Genomic DNA, 23,338 nt, shown 5'->3' with positions numbered 1-23,338 from the left:
TGTACTGGGTTCAGGAAGTCGGTCGCGCTTCAGGAAGTCGGTCGTGCGGTGATGCGGAACTGCGTGAACGTGGCCGCGCCGGCGTGTCCCCCGCCGTTCGGCGCGAGTGCGAACAGGCCGAGCAGGGCGCCGACCCAGCGCCAGGGCGTGGCGGCGAAGACCGGGCCTGAGGGCTGAAAGCCGTCGCCGACATCGGCATGGAAGCGGCAGCGTGCCCCGGCGCCGATCTCGATCCGCAGCCGGGCCCGGCCGTCCGGCGCTTCGCGCGGGTGGGCGGCATCCCGCTCCCGCTCGGCGACGGATTCGGCGAACCGGTGCACGAGATGCACCGTGCCGTCGGCGCCCCGCTGGAGCCCGATCCAGCTGAACGCGTCGCCGAGGACGGCGAGTCCGCCCCGCGCGCCGGGCTCCTCTCCGGAAAGGGTGAGGTCGACCTCGACGGTGGCGGGCGTTCCGGGCAGCCGTTGTGTGAGCACGTTCGGCAGCTTGCGCAGATCGTGCGCGTCTGCCGTCCGTACGCAGGTCAGCCGCAGCCCGTCGGCGGCATGCTGGGTGGCCCAGCCGTCCTGCGGGTTGGCGGTCCACTGCCACTGCCGCCCGAACCGCCCGCCGGGGAAGTCGTCGTCGGTGGCGGGCGCGGACAGCGGCTGACGCGGCAGGTCCGGCTTCTGGTGTACGTCGACGGGGACGCCCTCGTCGCCCAGCACGGGCCAGCCGTCCGCCCCCCAGCGCATCGGCTGGAGGTGGACGACCCGCCCGTAGGCGCCCCGCTCCTGGAAGTGGACGAACCAGTCCTCGCCGGACGGGGTGCGGACCCAGCCGCCCTGGTGGGGGCCGTTGACGTCGGTGTGGCCCTGCTCCAGCGCGACCCGCTCCTCGTACGGCCCGAAGAACCCGCGTGAGCGGAAGACGCCCTGCCAGCCCGTCTCCACGCTCCCGGCGGGGGCGAAGATCCAGAACCAGCCGTCGTGCCGGTACAGCTTCGGCCCTTCGAGCGTGAACCAGCCGGGGATGCGGTCGCCGTCGACGATCACCTTGCCCTCGTCGAGCAGACCGGTGGCGTCGGGGCGCATGCAATGCCCGGTGAGCCGGTTCTTGACGCCGGAGCGGGACTTGGCCCAGGCGTGCACGAGGTACGCCTCGCCGGTCTCGTCGTCCCACAGCGGGCACGGGTCGATGAGTCCCTTGCCCTCCTTGACCAGGTGCGGGCGGGTCCAGGGGCCGCGGATCTCCGGGGCGTTGACCTGGTAGATGCCGTGGTCGGGGTCGCCCCAGAAGATCCAGAACCGGTCGTCGTGATGACGCAGGGACGGCGCCCACACTCCGCAGTCGTGACGGGGCGTCCTGAACTCCTTCGCGGGTTCCAGGAGGGGCAGCGCATGCCCGACCAGCGTCCAGTTGACCAGGTCGCGGGAGTGCAGCAGCGGCAGGCCCGGGGCGCGGCCGAAGCTGGAGGCGGTGAGGTAGAAGTCGTCGCCGACGCGGATGAGGTCGGGGTCGGACCAGTCGGCGTCGAGGACCGGGTTGCGGTAGGTCCCGTCCCCGAGGTCGGAGCTGAAGGCGGCGGCCCCCTCGGTCACCGTGCTCATGTGCTCACCGCCTTGCGGACGAGCGCCGACGCCTCGTCCCTCTCGAGGCGGCCGTCGGCGACGACCGTGATGATCCGGCGTACGACCGTGTCCCCGGCCGCGATCTCCAGCCGCTGCTCGTGGGCGAGGGACGAGCCGACGCCCGGATACTCGGCGGTGCGCACGAACCACGGGTCCTGCCGGGTCTGTTCGGTGGCGCCGGCGAACACGAGGGTCCAGGTGGCGCCGGCGAGTGCCACCCAGTCGGCGCACACGCCGTGCGCCGCCTCCTCGCCCTCGGTGTCGAGGGTGAACACGGCGGGCGCCACGGCCTCCTTGCGGGCGCGCCAGAAGAAGCCCCCGTAGGCCGCGCCGGGGCGTCCGTTCGTCGCCGGGCTGCCGATCGACAGAGGGCCGGACGTCGTGTTGGTGAGCGAGAAGGTGAAGTCCAACGCCCAGGCGCAGTCGGTGAGTTCGCTGGCCGCGACCGTACGCCGCTCGCGCAGCAGCTCGCCGCCCGCGGCCACCCAGCGCAGCTCCTCCACGAAGCCGTCGGGGTCGCACAGCTGGAAGGCGGAGTGCCGCTGGGCTCCGTGGTTGTCGAGCTCGGTGGGGCCCTGGTCGCGGACGAAGGTGCGCCCGCCCCAGAAGTTGTGCCCCTCGACGTCGGGAACGGCGACACCGACGCCGAGGTGGTGTGTGTGGTCGGCCGGGCTCAGCTCGGTGACCGACGTACCGGCCAGGGTGGTGACGGGGTGCAGATACGGGCGTGGCGAGAGGCGGGGCGGGAGCTCGGGCCGGGTGATGTAACGGCCGACCGGGCGGCCCGCGATACGCAGGACCAGGGAGTCGTTCACCAGGTGCTCACCTCTTTCGGTAGCGCCCAGGAGGCGCCCAGCTCGGAGTAGAGGGAGAGGGTCTCGGCGGCGGACGTGACGAGTGCGTCGATGCCGCGGACGACCCTGCGGTTCTCGTCGGCCATGAGGTACCAGTCGTCCTCGGGCAGGGCGACCGGGTCCGGGGCCTGCCGGATCGCCTCGACGACCCGCATGAAAGCGCCCGTCGAGTCGGGGGTGACCAGCAGTTCGGCGCGTCCTTCGAGGTGCTCGACGAGGTTCTCCAGCAGGCCGGTCCTGCCGTGGTCGGTCTCCACGGGTCCGTGGCCCGACCGCTGGACGAGGACGCGGTCCTGCTTGTACCAGAAGGTGATCCGGCCGCTGGTGCCGTGCACGAGGACGTACGGCTCGTCGGGCCGTTCTGCGCACAGGGTCGCGGCGACGGTGACCCGGCCGCCGGCCGCGGTGGTGACGCGGACGCACGAGGTGTCGTCGGACTCGATGTCGTTGGCGCGCAGCAGCTCGGTCTCGATGACGCTGACGTCCTCGGCGCGGGTGGCGCCGTCGAGCGCCAGGGCGGTGGCGACGGCGTGCGCGAGGGGGTTGGTCAGCGCGCCGTCGACGACGTCGGCGCCGTTCAGGGTGCGCCGTCCCGCCCAGGGGGCGCGGCGGTAGTACTCCTCGGCGCGCGCCCAGGCTCCGCCCGCCCCGATGCCCGTTACCTCGCCGATCGCGCCCTGCGCGACGAGGTCCCGGATCGCGGGCAGGGCGTGCGAGCCGAGCGACTGGAACCCGATCTGGCATGCGATCCCGGCGTCCGCGACCCCGTCGGCCATGCGGCGGAAATCGGCGTACGAGGGCGCGGGCGGCTTCTCCAGCAGCAGGTGCACGCCCTTGGCGGCGGCGGTCAGCGCCAGGTCCGTGTGCGTGGGGATCGGCGTGCAGATCACGGCGATCGCGGCACCGGTGGAGTCGAGCAGGCTCCCGAAGTCGGCGGACTGCTCCAGGCGTTGCCCGCCGAGCTCCTCCTCGGTGAGCGGCGTCAGCTCGCAGATCCCCGCGAGGTGCACAAGGCCCTTGTCCTGGAGGCGGCGGATGTTCTGCAGGTGCCAGCGACCGTGGCCGCGGGCGCCCGCGAGGACGATCGGCACAGGCACAGGTGTTGTCATCGGATCCTCCCCGCTCCCGCGCCGCGCTCCACGTCGCGGTCGGCCTGCCGGGCGCTGTCGATCTCGCCGTGCAGCGCCGGCGTCCAGCCGACGTCGGCGGTCAGGTCGCGTTCGCTGCCGGAGTTGTAGGCGTTGTAGATGGCAAGCAGGTCGACGGGGAAGCCGTTGAAGAGCGTCCCGCTCTGGTGCAGGGCCGTGCCGTTCCAGCTCTTCACGAGGTCGGCGACCTCGATGTGGCCGGGCGTGGTGAAGGCGTTGTTCTCGGCGTGGACGGCTGACTCCGTGGAGATGCCGAGCGAGTAGCGGTAGTCGTGGGCGTCCTCGGGGACGACGTACCGGTTGTTGTAGACGTGCACCTGTCCGAAGCGGACGCGCGGGGCGCGCTGTACGACGGACTCGAACTCGTTGTGGTGCAGGGTGACGCGGAGTTTGCCGCGGTCGCCGGTGGCCGTGTCCCCGTTGCCGATGAGCATGGCCTTGTCGTGGTCGGCGAACCGGCTCCAGGAGACGGTCACCAGGTCGGAGCCGCCTGTGATGTCCAGCAGGCCGTCGTGACGCAGGTAGTTGCGGCCGAAGTAGGTGGGCTCGTCCTCGTCCGGGTGGCCCTTGTCCGAGGCCGTGACGTGGTCGATCCACACATGCGTGGCACCGCGCAGCCAGAGGGTGTCGTAGGCGGTCTTCCAGTCGCCGAGGCCGCCGGTGTTGGGCTGCCAGGCGGGGAAGCAGTCGTAGGCGTCGCGGAGTTCGAGGTTGCGGACGATGACGTTGTCCGCGTTGCCGACCTGGAGGCTGGCGCCCTTGAGGACGGCGTTCGAACCGAGCCCGACGATGGTGGTGTTGGAGCCGACGGCCAGCTCGACCCGGGCGGCCTGGGCGGCGGCCGAGGCCTGGCGGGCCGCCTCCTGCGGGCCCGAGGGCTTGGCGGAGCCCCCGGTCCGCGGGTCGTACGCGGCCAGGTACTTCTTCAGGCTGTACCCGTCCTTGGCGTAGTCGTCGCAGTCCAGCCGCGCGCCTTCGTCGTCGGTGTTGGCGTCGATCGTTCCCGCGACCTTGATGATCTTCGGGGTCGCGCTGCCGCCGTCGAGCGCGCGGACCAGCTCGGCCCGGTTGCGTACGGTGAAGACGTGGGCGCCGTCGGCGGTGGAACCCCCCGTGGTACCACCGTCGGCGGCCGCCCAGCCGTCGTCCGGCGCCAGGGTGTCGCGGCTGATGTCGCGGGCCTCCGCGTTCGCCGGTGCGCCCAGGGCCGCCAACAGCCCGCAGGTGAGAGTGACTTGGAGCAGTCGGCGCCCGGTGTCCGTACGCGGCAGGACGGTACGCAGCTGTCCGAGTGTGTTCTTCACTGTGTCTCTCATCCCTCTCATCCCTCTCAGCCCTTCACCGCGCCGGCGCTGAAGCCCGTGATGAGCCACTTCTGGATGAAGGCGAAGACGATCACGACGGGCAGGGCCGCGATGATGCCTCCCGCCGCGAGCGCGCCCAGGTCGACGCTGTCGGCGCTCATCAGGCTGTTGAGGCCGACCGGGATCGTCTGCTTCTCCTGGTTGCTGAGGAACATCAGGGCGAACAGGAAGTGGTTCCAGGAGTGCACGAAGGCGAAGGAGCCGACGGCGATCAGGCCGGGCCGCAGCAGGGGCAGGACGACGACCCGGAAGGCGGTGAAGCGGGTGCAGCCGTCGACCCAGGCGGCCTCTTCGAGGGAGTACGGGACGTTCCGGATGAAGCCGCTGATCAGGATCATCGACAGCGGCAGCTGGAAGACCGTCTCGGCGATGATGACGCTGCCGAGCGAGTTGATCATCTGGAGTTCGGCGAAGATCTGGAAGAGCGGGACCAGGAGCAGCGCGCCGGGCACGAACTGGGAGCAGAGCAGGGCCAGCATGAAGGCGCGCTTGATCCTGAAGTTGAAGCGGGCGAGCGCGTAGCCGCCGGCGAGCGCGACGACGGTGGTCATCACCAGGGTGGCGATGCCGACGTAGACGCTGTTCTCGAAGTAGGTCCCGAAGCTGCGCTGGGTCCACACCTTCTCGAAGTGCTCGAAGGTCATGGGCCAGGGCACGAGGGAGGTCGAGCCGGGCTTGCGCAGGGCGAAGAGGAGGATCCAGTAGAAGGGGATGAGGGTGAAGAGCAGGTAGGCCCCGAGGGGGAAGTAGATCTGCCAGCGCGGGACCTCGTCCCAGGCGCGGTGAGCCTTCTTGGTGGGGCGCTGCGGCGCGGGGGCCTCGTGCTGGACAGCGGGCGCCGGTGGCGTGGCCGTTTTGGTGCTCACTTGTCGTCACCTCCGAACTTGCTCAGCCGCAGATAGATCATCGAGAAGAAGAGCAGAATCACGAACGCGACCGTGGTCAGGGCCGATGCGTAGCCGAAGTTGTGGGCGTCGACGCTGGTGTTGGCGATGTAGAGCGGGAGTGTCGTCGTCTCGCCCGCGGGTCCGCCGCCGGTGAGGGTGTAGAGCAGGTCGACGTTGTTGAACTCCCACACCGCGCGCAGCAGCGTGGACAGGATGATGGCGTCCTTGAGGTGCGGCAGGGTGATGTGGAGGAACTGCCGGATGCGGCTGGCGCCGTCGACCTCGGCGGCCTCGTACAGGTCCTTCGAGACGGACTGGAGGTCGGCGAGGATGAGGATCGCGAAGAAGGGGACGCCGCGCCAGAGGTCGGCGACCACCGCCGCCGGGAAGACGGTCGAGGTGTCCGACAGCCATGAGGTGCCGTACTCCCCGATCCCCATGTCGGCGAGGTAACGGGTGATGCCTGTCTGGGAGTTGTAGAGCAGCACCCAGATCGCGGAGGTGAGCACTCCGGAGACGGCCCACGGCGAGAACACCAGGGCGCGGCCCAGCGACCGGCCCACGAAGGTCTGGTTGACGATCAGCGCGAGCGCCAGACCGAACAGCAGCTGCAGACCGACCTCGACGACGACCCACTTGGCGCTGAAGACCAGCGTGTCCCAGAACTGCGGGTCCTCGGTGAAGGCGTGCACGAAGTTCTCGAAGCCCGCGTAGCCGTTTCGCCATGGCTTGGTGGGGTTGTAGTTCTGCAGGCTGTAGTAGAAGACGCTTAGCACCGGGTAGGCGATGAAGCCCAGCATCAGCAGTCCCGCCGGGGCGATCAGCAGATACGGGAGCCTGCGCGGCGTAGCTGAGCCACGGCGCCGCCGGGGTGGCGCGGGCTTTTTCGCCACGGCTGCGGCTTGGGCCATGACTGTTCTCCGTTCTTGGGGGTGTGCGGGTGGTGCTGTGCGCTCTTGGTGCTGTGCTCTCTGTGCGCGGTTCGTCGAAGCGCTTCGCGTCCGTTGTTCGGGATGTCGGACATGCGGCCCGGCGGGCCGCTCGCCCCTCAGCCCGCGTACGGGTCCGGCACCTTGCCCGGTTTGGCCAGGAAGGCGAAGTCACAGCCGGTGTCGGCCTGCGTGATCTGTTCGCTGTAGAGCGCTCCGTAGCCGCGCTCGTACCGCTCGGGCGGCGGCGTCCACGCCGCCCTGCGCCGCTGAAGCTCCTCGTCGTCCACGTTGAGCTGGAGGGCCCGTGCCTCGACGTCGAGGGTGATGGTGTCTCCGGTGCGCACCAGGGCGAGCGGCCCGCCGACGTACGACTCGGGTGCCACGTGCAGCACGCAGGCGCCGTAACTCGTGCCGCTCATCCGGGCGTCGGAGATCCGCACCATGTCCCGTACGCCCTGCTTCAGCAGGTGGTCGGGGATGGGCAGCATGCCGTACTCGGGCATGCCCGGCCCGCCCTTGGGGCCCGAGTTCCGCAGCACCAGCACACTGTCGGCGGTGATGCCGAGCGACGGGTCGTTGATGGTCCGCTGCATGGTCTTGTAGTCGTCGAAGACGACCGCGGTCCCGGTGTGCTTGAGCAGGTGCGGTTCGGCGGCGATGTGCTTGATGACGGCGCCGTCGGGGCAAATGTTGCCGCGCAGCACGGCGACTCCGCCCTCGCTCGCGACCGGGTTCTGACGGGTGCGGATGACGTCGTCGTTGTGGACGAGCGCGCCGTCGAGTTGCTCGCGCATCGTGTCGTGCGACACCGTCGGCCGGTCCAGGTGGAGGAGGTCGGTGAGCCGGGACAGGAACCCGGGGAGACCGCCCGCGAAGTGGAAGTCCTCCATCAGGTAGGTCTGTCCGCCGGGCCGGACGTTGGCGAGCACCGGCACCGTGCGCGCGACGCGGTCGAAGTCGTCGAGCGTGAGCCGGATCCCGGCGCGGCCGGCCATGGCGATCAGATGGATCACGGCGTTCGTGGAGCCGCCCAGCCCGAGGACCGTCAGCACGGCGTCCTCGAAGGCCTCCTGGGTGAGGAGGGCGGACAACTTCCGGTCCTTGCGGACGAGTTCGACGATCCTGAGGCCGGAGGCGGCGGCCATCCGGTCGTGCCCGGAGTCGACGGCCGGGATGCTCGAGGCGCCCGGCACGGTGACGCCGAGGGCCTCGGCGGCCGCGGTCAGCGTCGACGCCGTCCCCATGGTCATGCAGTGGCCCGGCGACCGGGCGAGGCCGCTCTCCAGCTCTGCCATCTCGCAGTCGCCGATGAGCCCGGCGCGCTTGTCGTCCCAGTACTTCCACATGTCGGTGCCGGAGCCCAGGACGGCGTTCCGCCAGTGGCCCGGCAGCATGGGCCCGGCCGGCACGAAGACGGCCGGCAGATCGACACTGGCGGCGCCCATCAGTAACGCGGGCGTGGACTTGTCGCAGCCGCCCATGAGGACGGCCCCGTCGACCGGGTAGGACCGCAGCAGCTCCTCGGTCTCCATCGCGAGCATGTTGCGGTAGAGCATCGGGGTCGGCTTCTGGAAGGTCTCGGACAGGGTGGAGACCGGGAATTCCAGCGGGAAGCCTCCGGCCTGCCAGACTCCGCGCTTGACCGCCTGGGCACGGTCCCGCAGGTGGACGTGACAGGGGTTGATGTCACTCCACGTGTTGAGGATCGCGATGACCGGCTTGCCCAGGTGCTCCTCGGGGAGATAGCCGAGCTGACGGGTGCGGGCCCGGTGGCTGAAGGACCGCAGTCCCTCGGTGCCGTACCACTGATGGCTGCGCAACTCCCTTGCGCCGCCCGCGGTTTCGTCGGGACTTTCGCCTGTACCGGGTAGGTCGCTTCTCTCGGTCACATGGACCACCCCGCGGCGATGGCGGCGACCTCGGCGCGCTCGGCCTCGGGCAGCACGCTGCTGGGCGGACGGACCTCGCGGCGGCACAGGCCCAGCGAGGCCAGGGCCTCCTTGACCACGGTCACGTTGTTGGCGGAGCCGTGCGCGGCGCGCAGCTCCTCGAACCGGCGGATCTGCTCCCACACCTTCATGGCGGCCGCGTAGTCACCGGATCGAAGCGCTTCGATCATGTTCAGCGAAACGGACGGGGCGACGTTCACGAGCCCCGAGGTGAAACCGGTGGCGCCCGCCGAGAAGTACGAGGGCGCGTACGGCTCGGCGAGACCGGCCACCCAGACGAAGCGCTCAAGCCCCGCGTCGCGCGCGAAGGCGGCGAAGCGCGCCGCGTCCGGCACGGCGTACTTCACGCCGATGACGTTCGGGCAGTCGTCGGCCAGTTCGGCGAGCCGGGTGCCGGCCAGCTGCGGATTGCGGATGTAGGGGACGACGCCCAGCTCGGGCACGGCCTCGGCGATGGCCCGGTGATAGTCGACCCAGCCGCCCTGCGAGACGTACGGGTGCACGGGCTGATGGACCATCACCATCTGCGCCCCGCGCTCGTGGGCGTGCCGCGCGGCGGCGACGGCGGTCGGCACGTCGTGCCCGACACCGACCAGGACGGCGGCCCGGTCGCCCACCTCGTCGATGGTCAGTTCCGTCACCAGGCGACGCTCTTCGGGGTTCAGGGCGTAGAACTCGCCGGTGTTGCCGTTCGGCGTGAGGATGCGTACGCCGCCCTCCAGCAGGCGGCCCAGCAGGGCGCGGTAGGTGTCCTGTTCGACGCCGCCGTCCTCGGCGAACGGCGTCACCGGGATCGCCACCACATCGGCCAGCGCCGCTCGTTGCGTCTCGAACGTCGCGCTGCTCATTCCTGGTCACCCTCTCCCTGGGCCTCGGGGAAGGCCCGTTGGACGAACGACGCGATGTGCGAGTGCAGGGCGCGTGCCGCGCCGTCCGAGTCGCCGTCGAGGGCGAGCCGCAGGATCTCCCGGTGTTCGGCGGCCTCGCGCTCCCAGGAAGGGTTGGCGGCCCAGGCGACCGCGGAGACCAGAGCGGCCTGGTCCCGTACTTCGTCGAGCATCCGGCCGAGCAGTGGGTTGCCGCAGGGGACGTACAGGGCGCGATGGAACTCCCGGTTGGCCAGGGAGCGTTGCGCGGTGTCGGTGGCGGAGTCCGCGCGTTCGAGCGCGTCGCGTGCCGTGTCGAGGGAGGCTCCGCGCCGCACGGAGCGGCGCAGGGCCTCCGGCTCCAGGAGCAGCCGCACGTCGTACACCTCGCGCGCCATGTCCGCGTCCACCATGCGCACCGTGACGCCCTTGTACTGGTTCATCACGACGAGCCCCGTGCCGGCCAGGGTCTTGAGGGCCTCGCGCACCGGGGTCTTGGACACCCCGAACTGTGCGGCCAGCTCCGTCTCGACCAGGGCCTGACCGGGCGTCAACTGCCCGGTGAGGATGCGGTTCTTGATCCCCTCCAGCACGTATTGCGTGCGGGACGGGATCGGGGTGGGCACAGAGGTCATGCGCGCCTCTCGGATCTCACGTATCGGATCTCGCGTATCGCGTCTCATATATGACGTACGAAGTACGACGCGATGAAGGTAAGAGCGCGCTCATGATTCGTCAACGCTTCTGGCAAAAGAAGTCGCCCCGGGGGTCAGGCGCACCTGTTCGCCTTCGCGATGCCGGTCGACGTCGGCCTCGCAGAGGCACAGGCCGGCTTCCCGGGGCGAGTCCGGCTGGACCTTCACTCTGCAACTTGGCGAACTAGGGCTTCCAGCCGGGATCGCGGCCGCTGAGCCCGACCGTACGGTCAAGGAGCGGCGCGTCATCCGCCACGGGCACGACGGGCCCGAAGATGTCCCCGCGGGACGGCTCCTCGGCCGCGGCGAGCAGAAACTCGTACGACGCCCGCAGGGCTGCCGCATCGGGCTCGTACTCCTGACCGGTGGCCCGGGCGAGGTCCCACCCGTGGATGACGAGCTCATCGACCGCGACGGCACCGGCGACGGCGCCCGGCAGAGCCACTCCGCCGGCCCGGGTCTGACCGCTCCAGGCCGCCGGATCCCGCCATGCCTCGGCGAGCTCGTCGAGCACCCGTGGGAGGGTCTCGCGCCAGCCGGGCCCGACGTCCGGCACGGCGGCGGTCGGGCTGGTGTCCGTCGTGGCCCCCAGGTCCTTTCGCCCGGCATCCCGGAAGGCGGTGGCGAGTCCGACGAGATGCCCCAGCATGTTGTGCACGGCGTACTCTGGGCACGGCGTCGGGGCCTCCAGCTGGTCCTCACCCACCCCCTCCGCGAGGCGCGCCACGATCAGGGCCTGCGGCCCCAGGTCGAGGGTCGTGGGTGTCGTACCGTCCATGGTCGGCTCCTCTGATCAGGGTCTTCATGGGGTAGACCGTCCGGCGTACGGAAACTCATCGCTCCCGGTCCCAAGATCATGCTCAGGAGGCTGGTCAGGAGTTCGGACCGCCAGGGATGCTCTGGGTAACCGCGACGCTCGGTGTCGGGGACCGCGAAGGGGAGCCACGCCATGAAGGCGATCGTTCAGGATGCCTACGGATCCACCGACCTCCTGGAACTGCGCGACATCGACCGCCCCGTGCCCGGGGACGACGAGGTGCTCGTCGAGGTGCGCGCGGCCGGTGTCGGCCCCGAGGTGTGGCACCTCATGACGGGCCGCCCCTATGTGGCCCGCGTCGCCCTGGGACTCCGTAAGCCCAAGAACCCCGTCCGCGGCTGGGACGGCGCCGGACGCGTCGAGGCGGTCGGCGCGAAGGTGACCGACTTCAAGCCGGGTGACGAGGTCTTCGGCAACTGCGACGGCTCGTTCGCCGAGTACGCGTGCGCCAAGGCCGCGAGGCTCGCGCTCAAGCCCGCGGGCCTCAGCTTCGAACAGGCCGCCGCCCTCCCCGTCTCCGGGATGACCGCCCTCCAGGCCTTGAGCGGCAAGGCCCGGCCGCGGCCCGGCCAGAGTGTCCTCGTCATCGGCGCCTCCGGCGGCGTGGGAGCGTACGCCGTCCAGCTCGCCACGATGTACGGCGCCGAGGTCACCGGCGTCTGCGGCCCCACCGGCGCGGACTTCGTCCGCTCCCAGGGCGCCACCCACGTCATCGACTACACCCGCGAGGAGATCACCGACGGCCCCCACCGCTACGACGTCATCGTCGACAACGCGGGCCTCCGCCCGCTGCCCCTCCTCCGCCGCGCCCTCACCCCGCGCGGAACGCTCGTCATCGTCGGCGGCGAGGGCGGCACCGGCTTCTTCGGAGGTATGAGCCGCGGTCTCCGGGCCGTCCTGCTCTCCCCCTTCATCGCCCAGAACCTCCGCAACCTCATCTCCGTCTCCCGCCGCGAGGACCTCCTGACCCTCAAGGACCTCGCCGAGAAGGGCAGCATCACACCGCCCATCGACCGCACGTACCCCCTCGCCGAGGCCCCCGCGGCCATCCGCCACCTGGAGAACGACCACCCCCGGGGCAAGCTCGTCGTCACCATCTGACGACGCCACGCGGGCTGAGGCCACGGGGAGCCAGGCCGTGTTCGCGGGCCCGAGGCGTGCCCGGTCAAGCGCCGTCGATACGGTCGAGCAGCGCCCGGGCTTCGGCGGTGCGGTAGTGGTCCGGGCCGAAGGCGGCCAGGCAGGCGTCGTGGGCGGCCACGGTCCGGGTGCGGGCCTCGGCACCGCGGCCCAGCCCCAGGAGGGCGGTGGCCACGGCCAGCTCGACGGCGCCGGTCTCCGGGCGGCACTGCTCCTCGGAAAGGTTGCGGCGCAGCTCGTCGGCGCGCTCCGCCTCGGCGAGAGCCTCCTCGTGGCGGGCCCGGCCGCTGAGGCTGCGGGCCAGGCCGAGCCTCAGGACCAGGGCGAACCGGTCCGGTTCGCGACGGGCGGCGAGAGCCTCGCGGGCGAGCGCCTCGGCCTCCTCATGGCGGCCCTGCGCGTTGAGTGCGTAGATCAGTCCGTTGCGGGCGGCCGCCCCTATGAGCGGCATCTCCGGCCCTGCGCCGCGGGTCGCGGCCCGGACGACGGCCGCGCACTCCGCCTCGCATTCGGCGTGCCGGGCGAGCGCGATCAGCGTCTGGGCGCGGTCCGAGCCCAGTTTCAGGGTCTGCGGGTGTTCGGCGCCGAAGATCCTGCGGAAGACCGGCAGCAGTGCGTCGTATGTGGCGAGGGATTCGGCGGGGCGGCCCTGGGCGCCCGTCGCGAGCGCGGCGATGCTCAGCGCCAGCGGTGCGTATATGTCGTCGCGCGGCCGCGACCGGGCCGCGGCCACGGCGCGGGCCTCGGCCTCCGCCTCGGCATAGCGCCCGGCCTGGTACAGGGCCGTGGCCTGGGCCAACGGGGACCTCGCCATCTGCCCGGCGTCGTTTCGGCCACGCGGCCGAAAGATTTTCATGCCCGGAGCATACGGACTGCGCACGCCCGTTCGAGGAACGGGCGAGGGTTGGCCGACGGGCCCCCCGCAGCAGAGCCGACGAGCCCCAGGTATACGGGGTCAGGGCCGGCCCACTCCCCCTGTGGCTCTACTCCGGCTCACACCCGCCCAAGGTGGACGCGATCACGTCGTCCAGTCCGTGCTCGGCCACCTCTGGTGGCAGCATGCCGCTCACCGTCCTGGCCGGCGTCCTTCACACACCGCTGCGCGTACGCGAATCAACGCCCCGCTGCGAGCGTCCGTGTCACGAACGACAGGTCCTCGTCGGACGCCAACCCCGCGTGATACAGCCGCACTTCGGTCGCCCCGAGGTCGACCGCCCGCGCCACGTCCTGTGCGAGCGTGCCGGGGCTGCCGCCCATCCCGCTCACCACGGGGAAGTTGGCCGCCAGCACACTCCCCTCGACTCCCCGTTCGGCGAAGGGAGTCAGCAGCCCCGGCCCTCCGGCGCACGGCACGACCACTCCGTCGGCGACGGACAGGATGTGCTCGGGATCCACCCCCGCGTTGGCGCCGGAGTGATACGAGGCCGGGTCCGCGTGCAGCAGGATCTGGAAGCCCTCGGGCGCGGCCGCGCGCACGGCCGTGACCGCCTCCGACTGGAGTGAACGCGCCACGGAGTCCCGCCACGCGCGCGTGGCCGTCGCGAGTTCGGCGCCCAGGAGCTTCTCCACCGCTTCCCAGCCCTCGGCGGGCGTCTCGCCCCGCCACACGGGCTCCAGGGCACGCCGGACCGCGGCCGCCAACTCGTCGGGGTCCAGCCCCAGTTCCGTACAGCCGTCCCGGCAGGGCGGGCAGAAACAGAGCGACATCAGGTACTGCCCGGCGTCGCCGAGCGCCACGCCCGCCGTCTTGTCGTGGGCGTGGAGATGCACGAGCCCGTACCACCCGAGGGACTCCAGTTCCGTACCCCCGGCTCCGGGCCGCACCGCCGCCTCGACGGCGAGATCCACGAGGTACGCGCGCGTGTCGGGCTGCGCGATGCAGGGAGCCCACGGATACCGGTCACCGTAGGCGTTGACCACGGAGGTGTCCGGAAACTCCTCGCCCATACGGGAGTTGTGCGCGAGCACCACCCAGGTGTGTACGTCGAGCCCGGCTTCGGCGAGGGCCGAGGCGGCCGCACCGTACGCGTCCTCGGGAGCCCAGTCCCCGGCGGCGTACGGCCGCAGCCGACGCCCGTCCCAGCGCGGGCCGGCCGGGTAGTACACGGCCGCGTGCCGGGCGGTGACGATCCGGTGCCGCGGGTGCCGGGGAGTCAGCGCGCGCGTGGAGTGGTACGCGGAGGCGAGCGTCGCCTGCCGCACGCCGAGCCCGGCGATGCGCGCGGGGGCCCCGGGGTCGCCGTTGACGTCCCACGGATAGACGAAGGTGGACGCCTTCACAGGCCCTGCCGACCGGCTCACATGTCCTCCTGGAGAAGTGCCTCGCCCCGCTCGATCAGCCGGGCGAGCTGCTTGACGTGGTCGTCGCTCGGCTCGTGCAGCGGCGGCCGCACCTCACCCACATCCAGCCCCCGCAGCCGCACCCCCGCCTTGACGAGTGAGACAGCGTACCCGCGGCCCTGGGCGCGCAGTTCGACGAACGGCCGGTAGAAGCCGTCGAGCAGCCGGTTCACGGTGGCGTCGTCACCGGAGTTCAGCGCCTTGTGGAAGGCGAGCGCGAGCTCCGGCGCGAAGCAGAAGACGGCGGACGAGTACAGCGTGATGCCGATGCCGCGATAGGCGAGCCCGGTGAGTTCGGCGGTGGGAAGCCCGTTGAAGTAGAGGAAGTCTCCCGGGACTTCGGAGCGCACCGCGCTCACGATGCGCTGCATCAGGTCGAGGTCCCCGAGCCCGTCCTTGAACCCGATGATCCCCTCGGCACGGGCGAGCGAGACGACGGTCTCGGGGGTGAACACGGCGTTGTCGCGCTGGTAGACGATGAGGTCGAGCGAGGTGGCACCGGCCAGCTCCGTGTAGTGGCGCAGCAGCCCTTCCTGCCCGGCGACAACGAGATACGGCGGCATGGCGAGCAGCCCGTCCGCCCCGGCCTCCTCGGCGAGTTTCGCGTACCGCACGGCGAGCGCGGTCCCGTACCCGGCGCCCGCGATCACCGGTACGCGCCCCGCCGTCACCTCGACGGCCGCACGTACGCACGCCTGGAACTCCTCGGGCGTGAGCGCGTGGAACTCCCCGGTCCCGCAGCACGCGAAGACGGCGGCGGCCCCTGCCTCGACACCCCGCCGGAGGTGCGCGCGGTACGCGTCGAGGTCGACGGCTCCGTCCGGTCCGTACGCGGTGACGGGGAAGAACAGCGGCCCGCTCGGGATACTGAGGCGGGCGGCAAGGGGGGCTGACGTCACGGGCTCTCCCTAGGCATGCACGTACACGCCAATCGTGCACGTCCCTGATCCATGTCCATATTTCTGAACGAAACCACGCTAAGGCGCCCCCTCAGGGCCGGTCAAGCGGACGAACTCGCAATACAGAGGCAAGAAAACAGAGGATTTCCCACCTTCGGGCGAGCCCTCGCACGACACTTGACGCAGTCCGTCGGCGATCCTTAGCGTGTCCACGGATGTGAATATCCATGGATGTGAATGCCGTACACGAACACGGCTGCCGATTCAAGGAGACCCGAGGATGCCCGCTCCCCGCACCGTTCTGCTCACCGGCGCCGCCGGCGGCCTCGGCACCCTGATGCGGGGACTCCTGCCCGCCTACGGCTACGAGTTGCGCCTGATCGACCTGCGCCCGATCGACGGGGAGCCGGACGCGATCATCGCGGACCTCGGCGACAGGGAGGCCCTGCGCGAGGCCGTACGGGGCGTCGACGCGATCATCCACCTCGCGGGCATCTCCCTGGAATCCTCCTTCGACAAGATCCTCAAGGCGAACATCGAGGGCACGTACAACCTGTATGAAGCCGCGCGCGAAGAGGGCGTCGAGCGCATCGTCTTCGCCTCCTCCAACCACGCGGTCGGCTTCACACCGCGCCCGCGGGGCGACGACCCCCTGATCCCGATCGACACCCCGCGCCGCCCCGACACCTTCTACGGCCTGTCGAAGTCGTTCGGCGAGGACCTGGCGCAGTTCTACTGGGACAAGCACGGCATGGAGACCGTCTCCGTCCGGATCGGCTCCTGCTTCCCGGAGCCCACCAGCGTGCGCATGCTGTCGGTCTGGATGAGTCCCGGCGACGGCGCCCGCCTCTTCCACGCGGCCCTGACCGCCGAGGACGTCCAGCACACCGTCGTCTACGGCTCGTCCGCCAACACCCGCGTGTGGTGGGACCTCTCGACCGCCCGGGCGCTCGGTTACGAACCGCAGGACGACTCGGAACCGTACGCCGAGAAGCTCGTCGCCGAGCAGGGCGAGCTGGACCCGGAGAACCCGGACCACGCCTGCCTGGGCGGCCACTTCGTGACCAAGCCGCCGATCTGGCCGCACTGACCGCTGCTGACACTTCGAGTACCCCCAACGCGCCTATCGGCATGGCCGGGCGCGCGACGCCGCTGTCGCATGAGCGCCCTCCTCGAGAGCGATCAGGGAACCCAGCCCGGCAACCGCCGTACCGACCGGGTCCGCCTGGCGGAACACGTCGTTGAAGACCTCTAGGGACAAGGGCCCCTCGTAGCCGGCGTTGAGCACATGGCATACCAGGGTGGACAGGTCGAAGCCGCCCTGACCGGGGAAGCAGCGGTGATGGCGGCTCCACTGCAGCACGTCCATGGCCATCACGGGTGCGTCGGCCAGCTGCAGGAAGAGGATTTTCTCGCCAGGGATCTCCTCGATGCCACGCGGGTCGGAGCCGCGGGAGAGGATGTGGAAACTGTCCAGGCAGGTGCCGAGCGCCGGATGGTCGGCCTGCTCGACGATGCGCCAGGCATGGTCGTACGTGTTGACGTGCCGCCCCCACGCAAGCGCCTCGTACGCGATGCGGATGCCGCACTCCGAGGCCCGCTCGGCGAGCGACCGCAGTTGTTCTGCGGCCAGCGCGTCGTCGTCCACGGCGTCCGGGGAGACGCTCGAGCACACCAGCAGCAGATCGGTGCCGAGCCGCCGCATCAGATCGAACTTCCGCTCCGCGCGCCGCAGATTGCGCGCAAGCTGCTCGTCCGGTACGGCCTCGAAGTCGCGGAAGGGCTGGTAGAGGTCGATGGCGAGTCCGAGGTCGGCCGCACGGTCACGGATCTCCTCGGGGCGGAGTTGGCCGGCGAGCAAATCGTCCTCGAAGATCTCCACACCGTGGAAGCCGGCCTGCGCGGCGGCGGAGAGCTTCTCGGGCAGCGAGCCGCCGAGGCAGACCGTGGCGATGGATTTACGCATGTCGGATCGTGTCCGCCTGCCGGTCCCGGCTCCCGATACTGATCCAGGTCTTTCCCGCCCGTTCGGCGGCGCCGGCGAAGGCCTGCTGGGCCTCTTCCAGTGAGTACCGCGACTGGACCACGGCTCCTGGCCGTGCCTGGCCCAGTTCGGCGAGCGCCTCGGTGAAGTCACCGGGGTGGTCGTAGATCATCGATCCTCGCAGCACCAACTGCCGCCGGACCACGTCGTCAAGGGTGAGTGGCAGCTGCGCCGGACTGAGGCCGATCAGCACCACGGTGGCGCCCGGTGCCGCGCGGTCCACCGCCGGGCGCAGGGCCGGTACATGGCCCGAGGTCTCGAAGACATACGTGAACCCCGTGCGGCCGTCGTCGGCCACCGCGCCCAGCTGTTGGGCCTGCGCGAGCCGGAGCGGGTGAGGTTCGGTGACGACAGGCCGGACGCCGAGGCGGGTCAGGGTGAGGCAGACCAGCAGTCCCTGCGCTCCGGCCCCGATGATCAGGCAGCGGTCCGCGGCCGTCACGCCGCTGCGCCGTACTGCGGACCGGGCGACGGTGTACGGCTCGGCGCTCGCGAGGTCGGCGCCGCTCAGGCCGTCGGGCACGGAGTGGGCGAAGTGCGCGGGAACAGCGACACGTTCGGCTAGGACGCCGGGTGCGTTCAGACCGACGATGACCCGGTGGGGACAGGCCGAGGTCAGTCCGGTGAGGCAGTCAGTGCACTTGAGGCAGGGGTAGTTGGGCTCGATGACCACGGTCTGGCCGACCGACCGGCCCCGTACCGAGCTGCCCACGGCGGCGATGCGGCCGAAGCCCTCGTGGCCCGGGACCCATGGAGTCGCGGGTGAGAGGCGCTTGCCCTGGAACACGGCGATGTCGGTGCCGCACAGGCCGACACCGTCCATCTCCACGATGACGTCATGAGGGCCGCAGGCAGGCTCCGGCCAGTCCTCGACCGTGTCGATCCGGCCCGGGGTTATCAGCACAGCTGATTTCACCCAACACCTCCAGTGGTCCACTACGCGGATCTTGTGATCCGCTGTACGGTCAGAATACGGCCGAAGGGCGTCCCCGAACAAGNAATACGGCCGAAGGGCGTCCCCGAACAAGAGGACTGAGGCCTTTCGAGCCATGGCAGTTCGGCCACAGGAAAGCCGTCGTGCGCGTCCAAAGGGCGCGCACGACGGCCTGGGGGCGGTCCGCTGCACGGTCAGAAGATGAAAGATCGGCGGGACGGCGAGTTCGTGAAATCAGGCTCCCGGAACAGGGAGCGGGGGCAGCGGCCCCGAATCAGACGGCTCTGAATCAGGCGGCTGCGGATCAGGCGGCTGTGGATCAGAGGGCTCTGGATCAGAGGGTCGCATCGGCTCGCGGCGATGACTGTCCGACGGTGGACGAGGCGTCGGCCCGGTCGCCGCGCATACGCAGGGCCACAACAAAGGAGATCGCGCAGCCGAGCACGAAGTAACCGGCGACGAGGTACCAGCCGCCGTCCGCCCACAGCACCAGCGAGCTCAGGACGAAGGGGGTGAAGCCACCGCCGACGACACTGGCGAGCTGGTAGCCCACACCGGCGCCGCTGTAGCGGTACTCGGGGCCGAACATCTCGGTGAACAGTGACTGCTGGACGGCGACGGCCATGTCGTGGGCGCCGTTCACCAGGAGGACCGCACAGACGATGATCAGGACCATCGAGCCGGATTCCAAGGCCCAGAAGAAGGGGATGGAGCCGGCCACGCCCAGCACGGAGCCCCACAGATAGACCGAGCGCCGACTGTAGCGGTCGGCGAGGTAGGCGAAGGCGGGGATGGTGAGAACGGCCAGTGCGCCGACGGCGAGGTTGACGTTGAGCAGGCTGTCGCGGTCCAACCCGAATTCGGTGGTGCCATAGCTGAGGCCGAAGTTGGTGACGCCGTAGAAGGTGAACAGCTCCACCAGGCGCAGGCCGATGATGGCGAAGAAGCCCTTGGGGTTGGACTTGACCGCAGCGATCAGCGGCATGCGCGGCTTCTCGTCGTCCTCCAGCGTGGCGACCCTTTCGGTGAAGACCTCGGACTCTTCGACCTTTGCCCGGACCACCAGGCCGATGATCACGATGAACGCGCTGACCAGGAACGGAATGCGCCAGCCCCAGGAGCGGAACGCCGCGTCGGAGACGGTTCCCGACATGAACTTGGTGATCAGGGTGGCGAGCAGCAGACCAACCGACGCGCCGACCTGTACGCCACTGCTGTAGAGGGAGCGCCACTTGGGCGGCGCGTTCTCCACCGCCATGAGCGCCGCGCCGCCCCACTCGCCGCCGACCGCGAAGCCCTGAGCGGCGCGCAGCACCACCAGGAGCAGCGGGGCCCAGATGCCGGCCTGAGCGTGGGTGGGCAGCACACCGATCAGCGTGCTGGCCAGACCCATGATCAGCATGGTGAGGACCAGCATCTTCTTGCGGCCCAGCCGGTCGCCGAAGTGCCCGAAGACGATGCCGCCGAGCGGCCGGAACAGGAAGCCGACACCGAAGGTGGCCCAGGCGGCCAGCGTACCCACGGCCGGGCTGACGTTGGGGAAGAAGATCTCGTTGAAGAGAAGCCCGGCGATGATCCCGTAGAGGAAGAAGTCGTACCAGTCGACCACGGCTCCCATGAAGCTCGCGATCGCCGCCCTCCTCGCCACGCCGGGGCTTCTGGGGCCGTCGGCTGCTGCCGGGCTCTTCATGCTGTTCAACTCACACACTCCATTGGATGCGGCGATTCGGCCGGACCCGCGTACGGGCGGGGTTCACGGCCGGGACACGAATGACTGTGGGGGGACCGAGCACCTGGGCGACAGCGCTCCGGGGTGTGGAGCCGGCCGTCGGCGGTGGTGGGTCACGCCGCGGCGGTACGGGCGGTGACCTTCAACTGACGATCCACTCAACGGATCAAATGGACCGAGTAGCGGAAACATACGACCGGTGTTCCGAGTCGACAAGAGTTACGGCAGAATTTCTGTCGATGAGGTCCCAGTGGTCCGCGGAACGGCCCACGTCACGTGAGACCAGCGGCAGGCAGGCAGAACTCCGCGGAGTGATCGGTACGGGAGGGTGTCAGCGTGGACAGCGGGGCGGCACAGGCCGGCGCGGAACGCGAACCGCACGGCACGAGCGTCAGGAGCGTACGGCGCGCCCTGGACATCCTCGGCCTGCTCAGCGAGGAACGGCCGCTGATCACACTGCGGGAGATCACCGACGCCACCGGGTTGCCGAAGACGACCGTGCTGCGCCTGGTGCAGACGCTGGAGGAGAGCGGCCTGCTGTGGTCGGACGAGGGCGGCTACATCGCCGGACCCGGTCTGTGGCGCTGGGCCTACCTCGCACGCAGCCAGTGGGAGATCCCCCGTGAGACCCGCAAGGTCATGAGGGACCTCGCCGACCGGCTGGGGGAGACGGTCAACATCTTCGTCGCCCGCGATCTCCACCGTGTCTGCGTCGCGCACGAGGAGAGCCCGCACCCCCTGCGCCACGTGGTCGACGTCGGCGACGAACAGCCGCTGTGGGCCGGCGCGTCCTCGAAGATCCTTCTGCACGACGCCTCCGACGCACAGCTGCGCCGCATCGCCCAGGCCTCACCCCACGGCGAGGAACACTCCGCGCAATTGCGGACATCCGCGCAGGAGGCGGGGCGCCGGGGCTACGCGGTGAGCAACAGTGAATGGGACGAAGGACTCACCGCCGTCGCCGTCCCCCTCACCAGCCCCTCGGGCACCGTCGTCGCCTCCCTCTCGGTCAGCGGCCCCGACCACCGATTCCCCTACGCGGCCATCGAGCGTTTCGCCACCGACCTCACGGAAGCGGCCCGGCTCATCTCTGATCAGGGCTTCGGTCATCCGCTGAGCTACGGTCACCACAACGCGAGGGACTGAGCGGCACCCTGCCCCTGCCCCCGACGGCTCCGCGCGATCTGAGGAGCCCCGGAGCTTGAGGCACGGGGAGCCCCTGCACCGCTCACCGGTCATCTCACCTGCTCGCGCGGGCCCGGAACCTCGGACCTGGCCCTGCTTCCGACAGGCTCCATCAGGGCGGTCCCACCGGTCGGGCGCGGGCCGGGCCTGACGGCAGTGCGGGCGTCCGACCCGAGGACGCCCGTGAACGGGCGAAGAAGTCACGCCCGGTTCATTTGCTCTCGACCTCTTGCGGGGACCTTGAGGACAGCGTAATTTCACGCTCCGGATCAACAGAACCACCTGGCGGACCATAAAACGTCCACTTCGCGTACTGCGCCTCATCGCAGCCGATGGATCCGAGCCCGACAGCAGCGGCCCCACCCCTCCCCTCGCCGCGCCTGTGCATGCCCTCCTCACCCCCGGGCGGCCATCACCTTCCGTCAGTTCCCCCTTGAGCCAGGGAAGTTGCCATGAGACGCGCATCCAGATCCGGACCAGGCATGGGGGCGGCCGTCGCCAGTTTCATCGGGGCGGTCGCCGACTGGTACGACTTCTTCCTCTATGGAATCGTCGCCGGCCTGCTCTTCAGCGAGCTGTTCTTTCCCGACGTCAGTCCCGCCGTCGCCACCCTGGCGGCCTGGTCCACGTTCGGTGTCGGCTTCCTCTTCCGACCTTTGGGCGGCATCGTCTTCGGCCACTTCGGCGACCGGTTGGGCCGCAAGAAGATGCTGATCGTCACCATGCTGATCATGGGCGTTGCCTCCACCCTGATAGGCGTGCTCCCCACCTATGCCGAAGTCGGCATCTGGGCCCCGGTCCTCCTCGTCATCCTGCGCGCCGCCCAGGGCTTCGCCGTCGGCGGCGAATGGGGCGGCGCCGCCCTGATGGCCGTGGAGAACGCCCCGCGTAAGTGGCGCTCCCTCTACAGCAGCGGAGTCCAGATCGGCGCCTCGGTCGGACTGCTGCTGGCCACCGCCGCCGTCAAGTTCCTCTACGACCGCCTGCCAGAAGAGGAATTCCGCGACTGGGGATGGCGCGTTCCCTTCCTCGCCAGCGCCGCCATCGTCATCATCGGCATGATCGTGCGGGCCACGGTCGCGGAATCCCCCGCCTTCGTCGAACACACCGCCGCCCGTCCCCACCCGCAGCGCCGACGGCTGCCGCTGCTCGCCGCCATCAAGGCGCACCCCTCCGGCTTCCTCACCATCATCGGCCTGCGCTTCGTCGAACTTCTCACCTTCTACTGCGTGACCGCCTTCGGGCTGAGCCATGCCGCCGAGCAGTACGGCCTGAACCGCGACGCCCTGCTGGACATCAACCTCATGGTCGGCGCGCTGGCCATCGTCACGATCCCGGTCTACGCCTACCTCGCGGACCGCTACACCCGCCGCTCCGTCTACCTCTGGGGCGCGGGCATCGGTGTCCTCGGTGCCCTTCCCTTCTTCGTGGCCCTGCAGTCCGGCTCGATGATCCTGATCGCCGTGACGGCGATCCTGCTGGTCAACGGCGCCCACGACATGGCCGTGGCGGTCCAGCAGTCCCTGTTCAGCGACATGTTCGGTCCAGAGTTCCGCTACAGCGGCGCCGGCGTCGGCTACCAACTCGCCAGCGTCATCGGCGGCGGCTTCACCCCCCTCATCGCCAGCGCTCTCGTTCTGTGGGCAGGCGGCGGCTGGGCCTTGGTCGCCATGTACCTCCTGATCGGCTGCGGCATCTCCTTCACGGTCGCCCTCAACCTGCACTCAGGCCATCCAAGCGATCCCCGTACCCCTGTTTCCTCTGTTTCCTCGACACCGCCGGCCCGAACGGCCACATGAGCTGAGGTCCGCCACACCCTCTTCACCCGCGCCGACCGGCCGATGCAGGCCCCATATCTGTGCGAGGCCCCCAACCTGCTCAGCGTGGCTGAGAACACCGCACCAGAGACCACTGCGGGGCGGGCGGGCACCGAACGGGCCCGCCC

General features: G+C 70.2%; 19 protein-coding genes and 1 pseudogene. 4 read left to right on the top strand and 16 right to left on the bottom strand.

Annotated features, from left to right (window positions below):
• Positions 1–29: 29 nt before the first annotated feature.
• The 10 genes from FGD71_RS22965 to FGD71_RS22920 all read right to left on the bottom strand — a co-directional run bounded on the left by FGD71_RS22965 (position 30) and on the right by FGD71_RS22920 (position 11,083).
• Positions 30–1,589: a glycoside hydrolase family 43 protein gene (locus tag FGD71_RS22965; RefSeq protein ID WP_119102393.1), complete on the bottom strand. Its 1,560-nt coding sequence runs from the start codon at positions 1,587–1,589 to the stop codon at positions 30–32.
• Positions 1,586–2,425, bottom strand: a complete 840-nt coding sequence (locus FGD71_RS22960; protein ID WP_240436718.1) for a DUF6807 domain-containing protein — start codon at positions 2,423–2,425, stop codon at positions 1,586–1,588. The genes FGD71_RS22965 and FGD71_RS22960 overlap by 4 nt, the downstream gene beginning before the upstream one ends.
• Positions 2,422–3,573 (bottom strand): Gfo/Idh/MocA family protein, encoded by a 1,152-nt coding sequence (locus tag FGD71_RS22955; RefSeq protein ID WP_119102392.1) that lies wholly within the window; start codon positions 3,571–3,573, stop codon positions 2,422–2,424. Before FGD71_RS22955 ends, FGD71_RS22960 begins: the two co-directional genes overlap by 4 nt.
• Positions 3,570–4,928, bottom strand: coding sequence for a pectate lyase family protein (locus FGD71_RS22950; protein WP_119102391.1), 1,359 nt, complete (start codon positions 4,926–4,928; stop codon positions 3,570–3,572). Before FGD71_RS22950 ends, FGD71_RS22955 begins: the two co-directional genes overlap by 4 nt.
• A gap of 14 nt (positions 4,929–4,942) precedes the next feature.
• Complete coding sequence (locus FGD71_RS22945; protein ID WP_119102390.1) at positions 4,943–5,842, bottom strand: carbohydrate ABC transporter permease; 900 nt, start codon at positions 5,840–5,842, stop codon at positions 4,943–4,945.
• Positions 5,839–6,774, bottom strand: coding sequence for a carbohydrate ABC transporter permease (locus tag FGD71_RS22940; protein WP_119102389.1), 936 nt, complete (start codon positions 6,772–6,774; stop codon positions 5,839–5,841). Before FGD71_RS22940 ends, FGD71_RS22945 begins: the two co-directional genes overlap by 4 nt.
• Positions 6,775–6,911: 137 nt before the next feature.
• Complete coding sequence (gene araD / locus FGD71_RS22935) at positions 6,912–8,615, bottom strand: L-arabinonate dehydratase (RefSeq protein WP_119102388.1); 1,704 nt, start codon at positions 8,613–8,615, stop codon at positions 6,912–6,914.
• A gap of 65 nt (positions 8,616–8,680) precedes the next feature.
• Positions 8,681–9,592 (bottom strand): dihydrodipicolinate synthase family protein, encoded by a 912-nt coding sequence (locus tag FGD71_RS22930; protein WP_119102387.1) that lies wholly within the window; start codon positions 9,590–9,592, stop codon positions 8,681–8,683.
• Complete coding sequence (locus tag FGD71_RS22925) at positions 9,589–10,245, bottom strand: GntR family transcriptional regulator (RefSeq protein ID WP_119102386.1); 657 nt, start codon at positions 10,243–10,245, stop codon at positions 9,589–9,591. The genes FGD71_RS22930 and FGD71_RS22925 overlap by 4 nt, the downstream gene beginning before the upstream one ends.
• Before the next feature lie 244 nt (positions 10,246–10,489).
• Complete coding sequence (locus FGD71_RS22920; protein ID WP_119102385.1) at positions 10,490–11,083, bottom strand: TIGR03086 family metal-binding protein; 594 nt, start codon at positions 11,081–11,083, stop codon at positions 10,490–10,492.
• Between the two features lie 171 nt (positions 11,084–11,254).
• Here FGD71_RS22920 and FGD71_RS22915 point away from each other — a divergent pair, with 171 nt between their 5' ends.
• Positions 11,255–12,223: an NAD(P)-dependent alcohol dehydrogenase gene (locus tag FGD71_RS22915; protein ID WP_119102384.1), complete on the top strand. Its 969-nt coding sequence runs from the start codon at positions 11,255–11,257 to the stop codon at positions 12,221–12,223.
• A 64-nt stretch (positions 12,224–12,287) separates the two neighbouring features.
• On the opposite strand, the gene FGD71_RS22910 is transcribed toward FGD71_RS22915, so the two are convergent.
• The 3 genes from FGD71_RS22910 to FGD71_RS22895 all read right to left on the bottom strand — a co-directional run bounded on the left by FGD71_RS22910 (position 12,288) and on the right by FGD71_RS22895 (position 15,501).
• Positions 12,288–13,118 carry a tetratricopeptide repeat protein gene (locus FGD71_RS22910; protein WP_119102383.1) on the bottom strand — a complete coding sequence of 277 codons (831 nt, stop codon included), beginning with the start codon at positions 13,116–13,118 and terminating at the stop codon, positions 12,288–12,290.
• Between the two features lie 257 nt (positions 13,119–13,375).
• Positions 13,376–14,542: a hypothetical protein gene (locus FGD71_RS22900; RefSeq protein ID WP_119102382.1), complete on the bottom strand. Its 1,167-nt coding sequence runs from the start codon at positions 14,540–14,542 to the stop codon at positions 13,376–13,378.
• Positions 14,543–14,559: 17 nt separating this feature from the next.
• Positions 14,560–15,501 (bottom strand): 5-dehydro-4-deoxyglucarate dehydratase, encoded by a 942-nt coding sequence (locus FGD71_RS22895; protein WP_119102381.1) that lies wholly within the window; start codon positions 15,499–15,501, stop codon positions 14,560–14,562.
• Between the two features lie 280 nt (positions 15,502–15,781).
• On the opposite strand from FGD71_RS22895, the gene FGD71_RS22890 reads away from it, so the two are divergent.
• Positions 15,782–16,591: an NAD-dependent epimerase/dehydratase family protein gene (locus FGD71_RS22890; RefSeq protein WP_119102380.1), complete on the top strand. Its 810-nt coding sequence runs from the start codon at positions 15,782–15,784 to the stop codon at positions 16,589–16,591.
• A 78-nt stretch (positions 16,592–16,669) separates the two neighbouring features.
• Here FGD71_RS22890 and FGD71_RS22885 read toward each other — a convergent pair.
• The 3 genes and pseudogenes from FGD71_RS22885 to shiA (FGD71_RS22870) all read right to left on the bottom strand — a co-directional run.
• Positions 16,670–17,467, bottom strand: a pseudogene (locus FGD71_RS22885) (sugar phosphate isomerase/epimerase family protein); the annotation flags it as partial.
• On the bottom strand, positions 17,460–18,461 hold the full coding sequence (locus FGD71_RS22880; protein WP_119102378.1) for a zinc-dependent alcohol dehydrogenase: 1,002 nt from the start codon (positions 18,459–18,461) through the stop codon (positions 17,460–17,462). The pseudogene FGD71_RS22885 and the gene FGD71_RS22880, both read right to left, overlap by 8 nt.
• A gap of 352 nt (positions 18,462–18,813) precedes the next feature.
• Positions 18,814–20,169, bottom strand: coding sequence for a shikimate transporter (gene shiA, locus FGD71_RS22870; RefSeq protein ID WP_119102460.1), 1,356 nt, complete (start codon positions 20,167–20,169; stop codon positions 18,814–18,816).
• 375 nt (positions 20,170–20,544) lie between these two features.
• On the opposite strand from shiA (FGD71_RS22870), the gene FGD71_RS22865 reads away from it, so the two are divergent.
• Together FGD71_RS22865 and shiA (FGD71_RS22860) are read left to right on the top strand one after the other, a co-directional pair.
• The gene (locus FGD71_RS22865; protein WP_119102377.1) at positions 20,545–21,354 is read left to right on the top strand and encodes an IclR family transcriptional regulator; all 810 of its coding nucleotides are present in this window, start codon (positions 20,545–20,547) and stop codon (positions 21,352–21,354) included.
• A gap of 491 nt (positions 21,355–21,845) precedes the next feature.
• On the top strand, positions 21,846–23,192 hold the full coding sequence (gene shiA / locus FGD71_RS22860; protein ID WP_119102376.1) for a shikimate transporter: 1,347 nt from the start codon (positions 21,846–21,848) through the stop codon (positions 23,190–23,192).
• Positions 23,193–23,338: the final 146 nt, after the last annotated feature.

The sequence above is a fragment of the Streptomyces sporangiiformans genome, from assembly GCF_005768555.2.
Classification (GTDB): domain Bacteria; phylum Actinomycetota; class Actinomycetes; order Streptomycetales; family Streptomycetaceae; genus Streptomyces; species Streptomyces sporangiiformans.
This window is presented reverse-complemented; position numbering and strand designations above follow the sequence as displayed.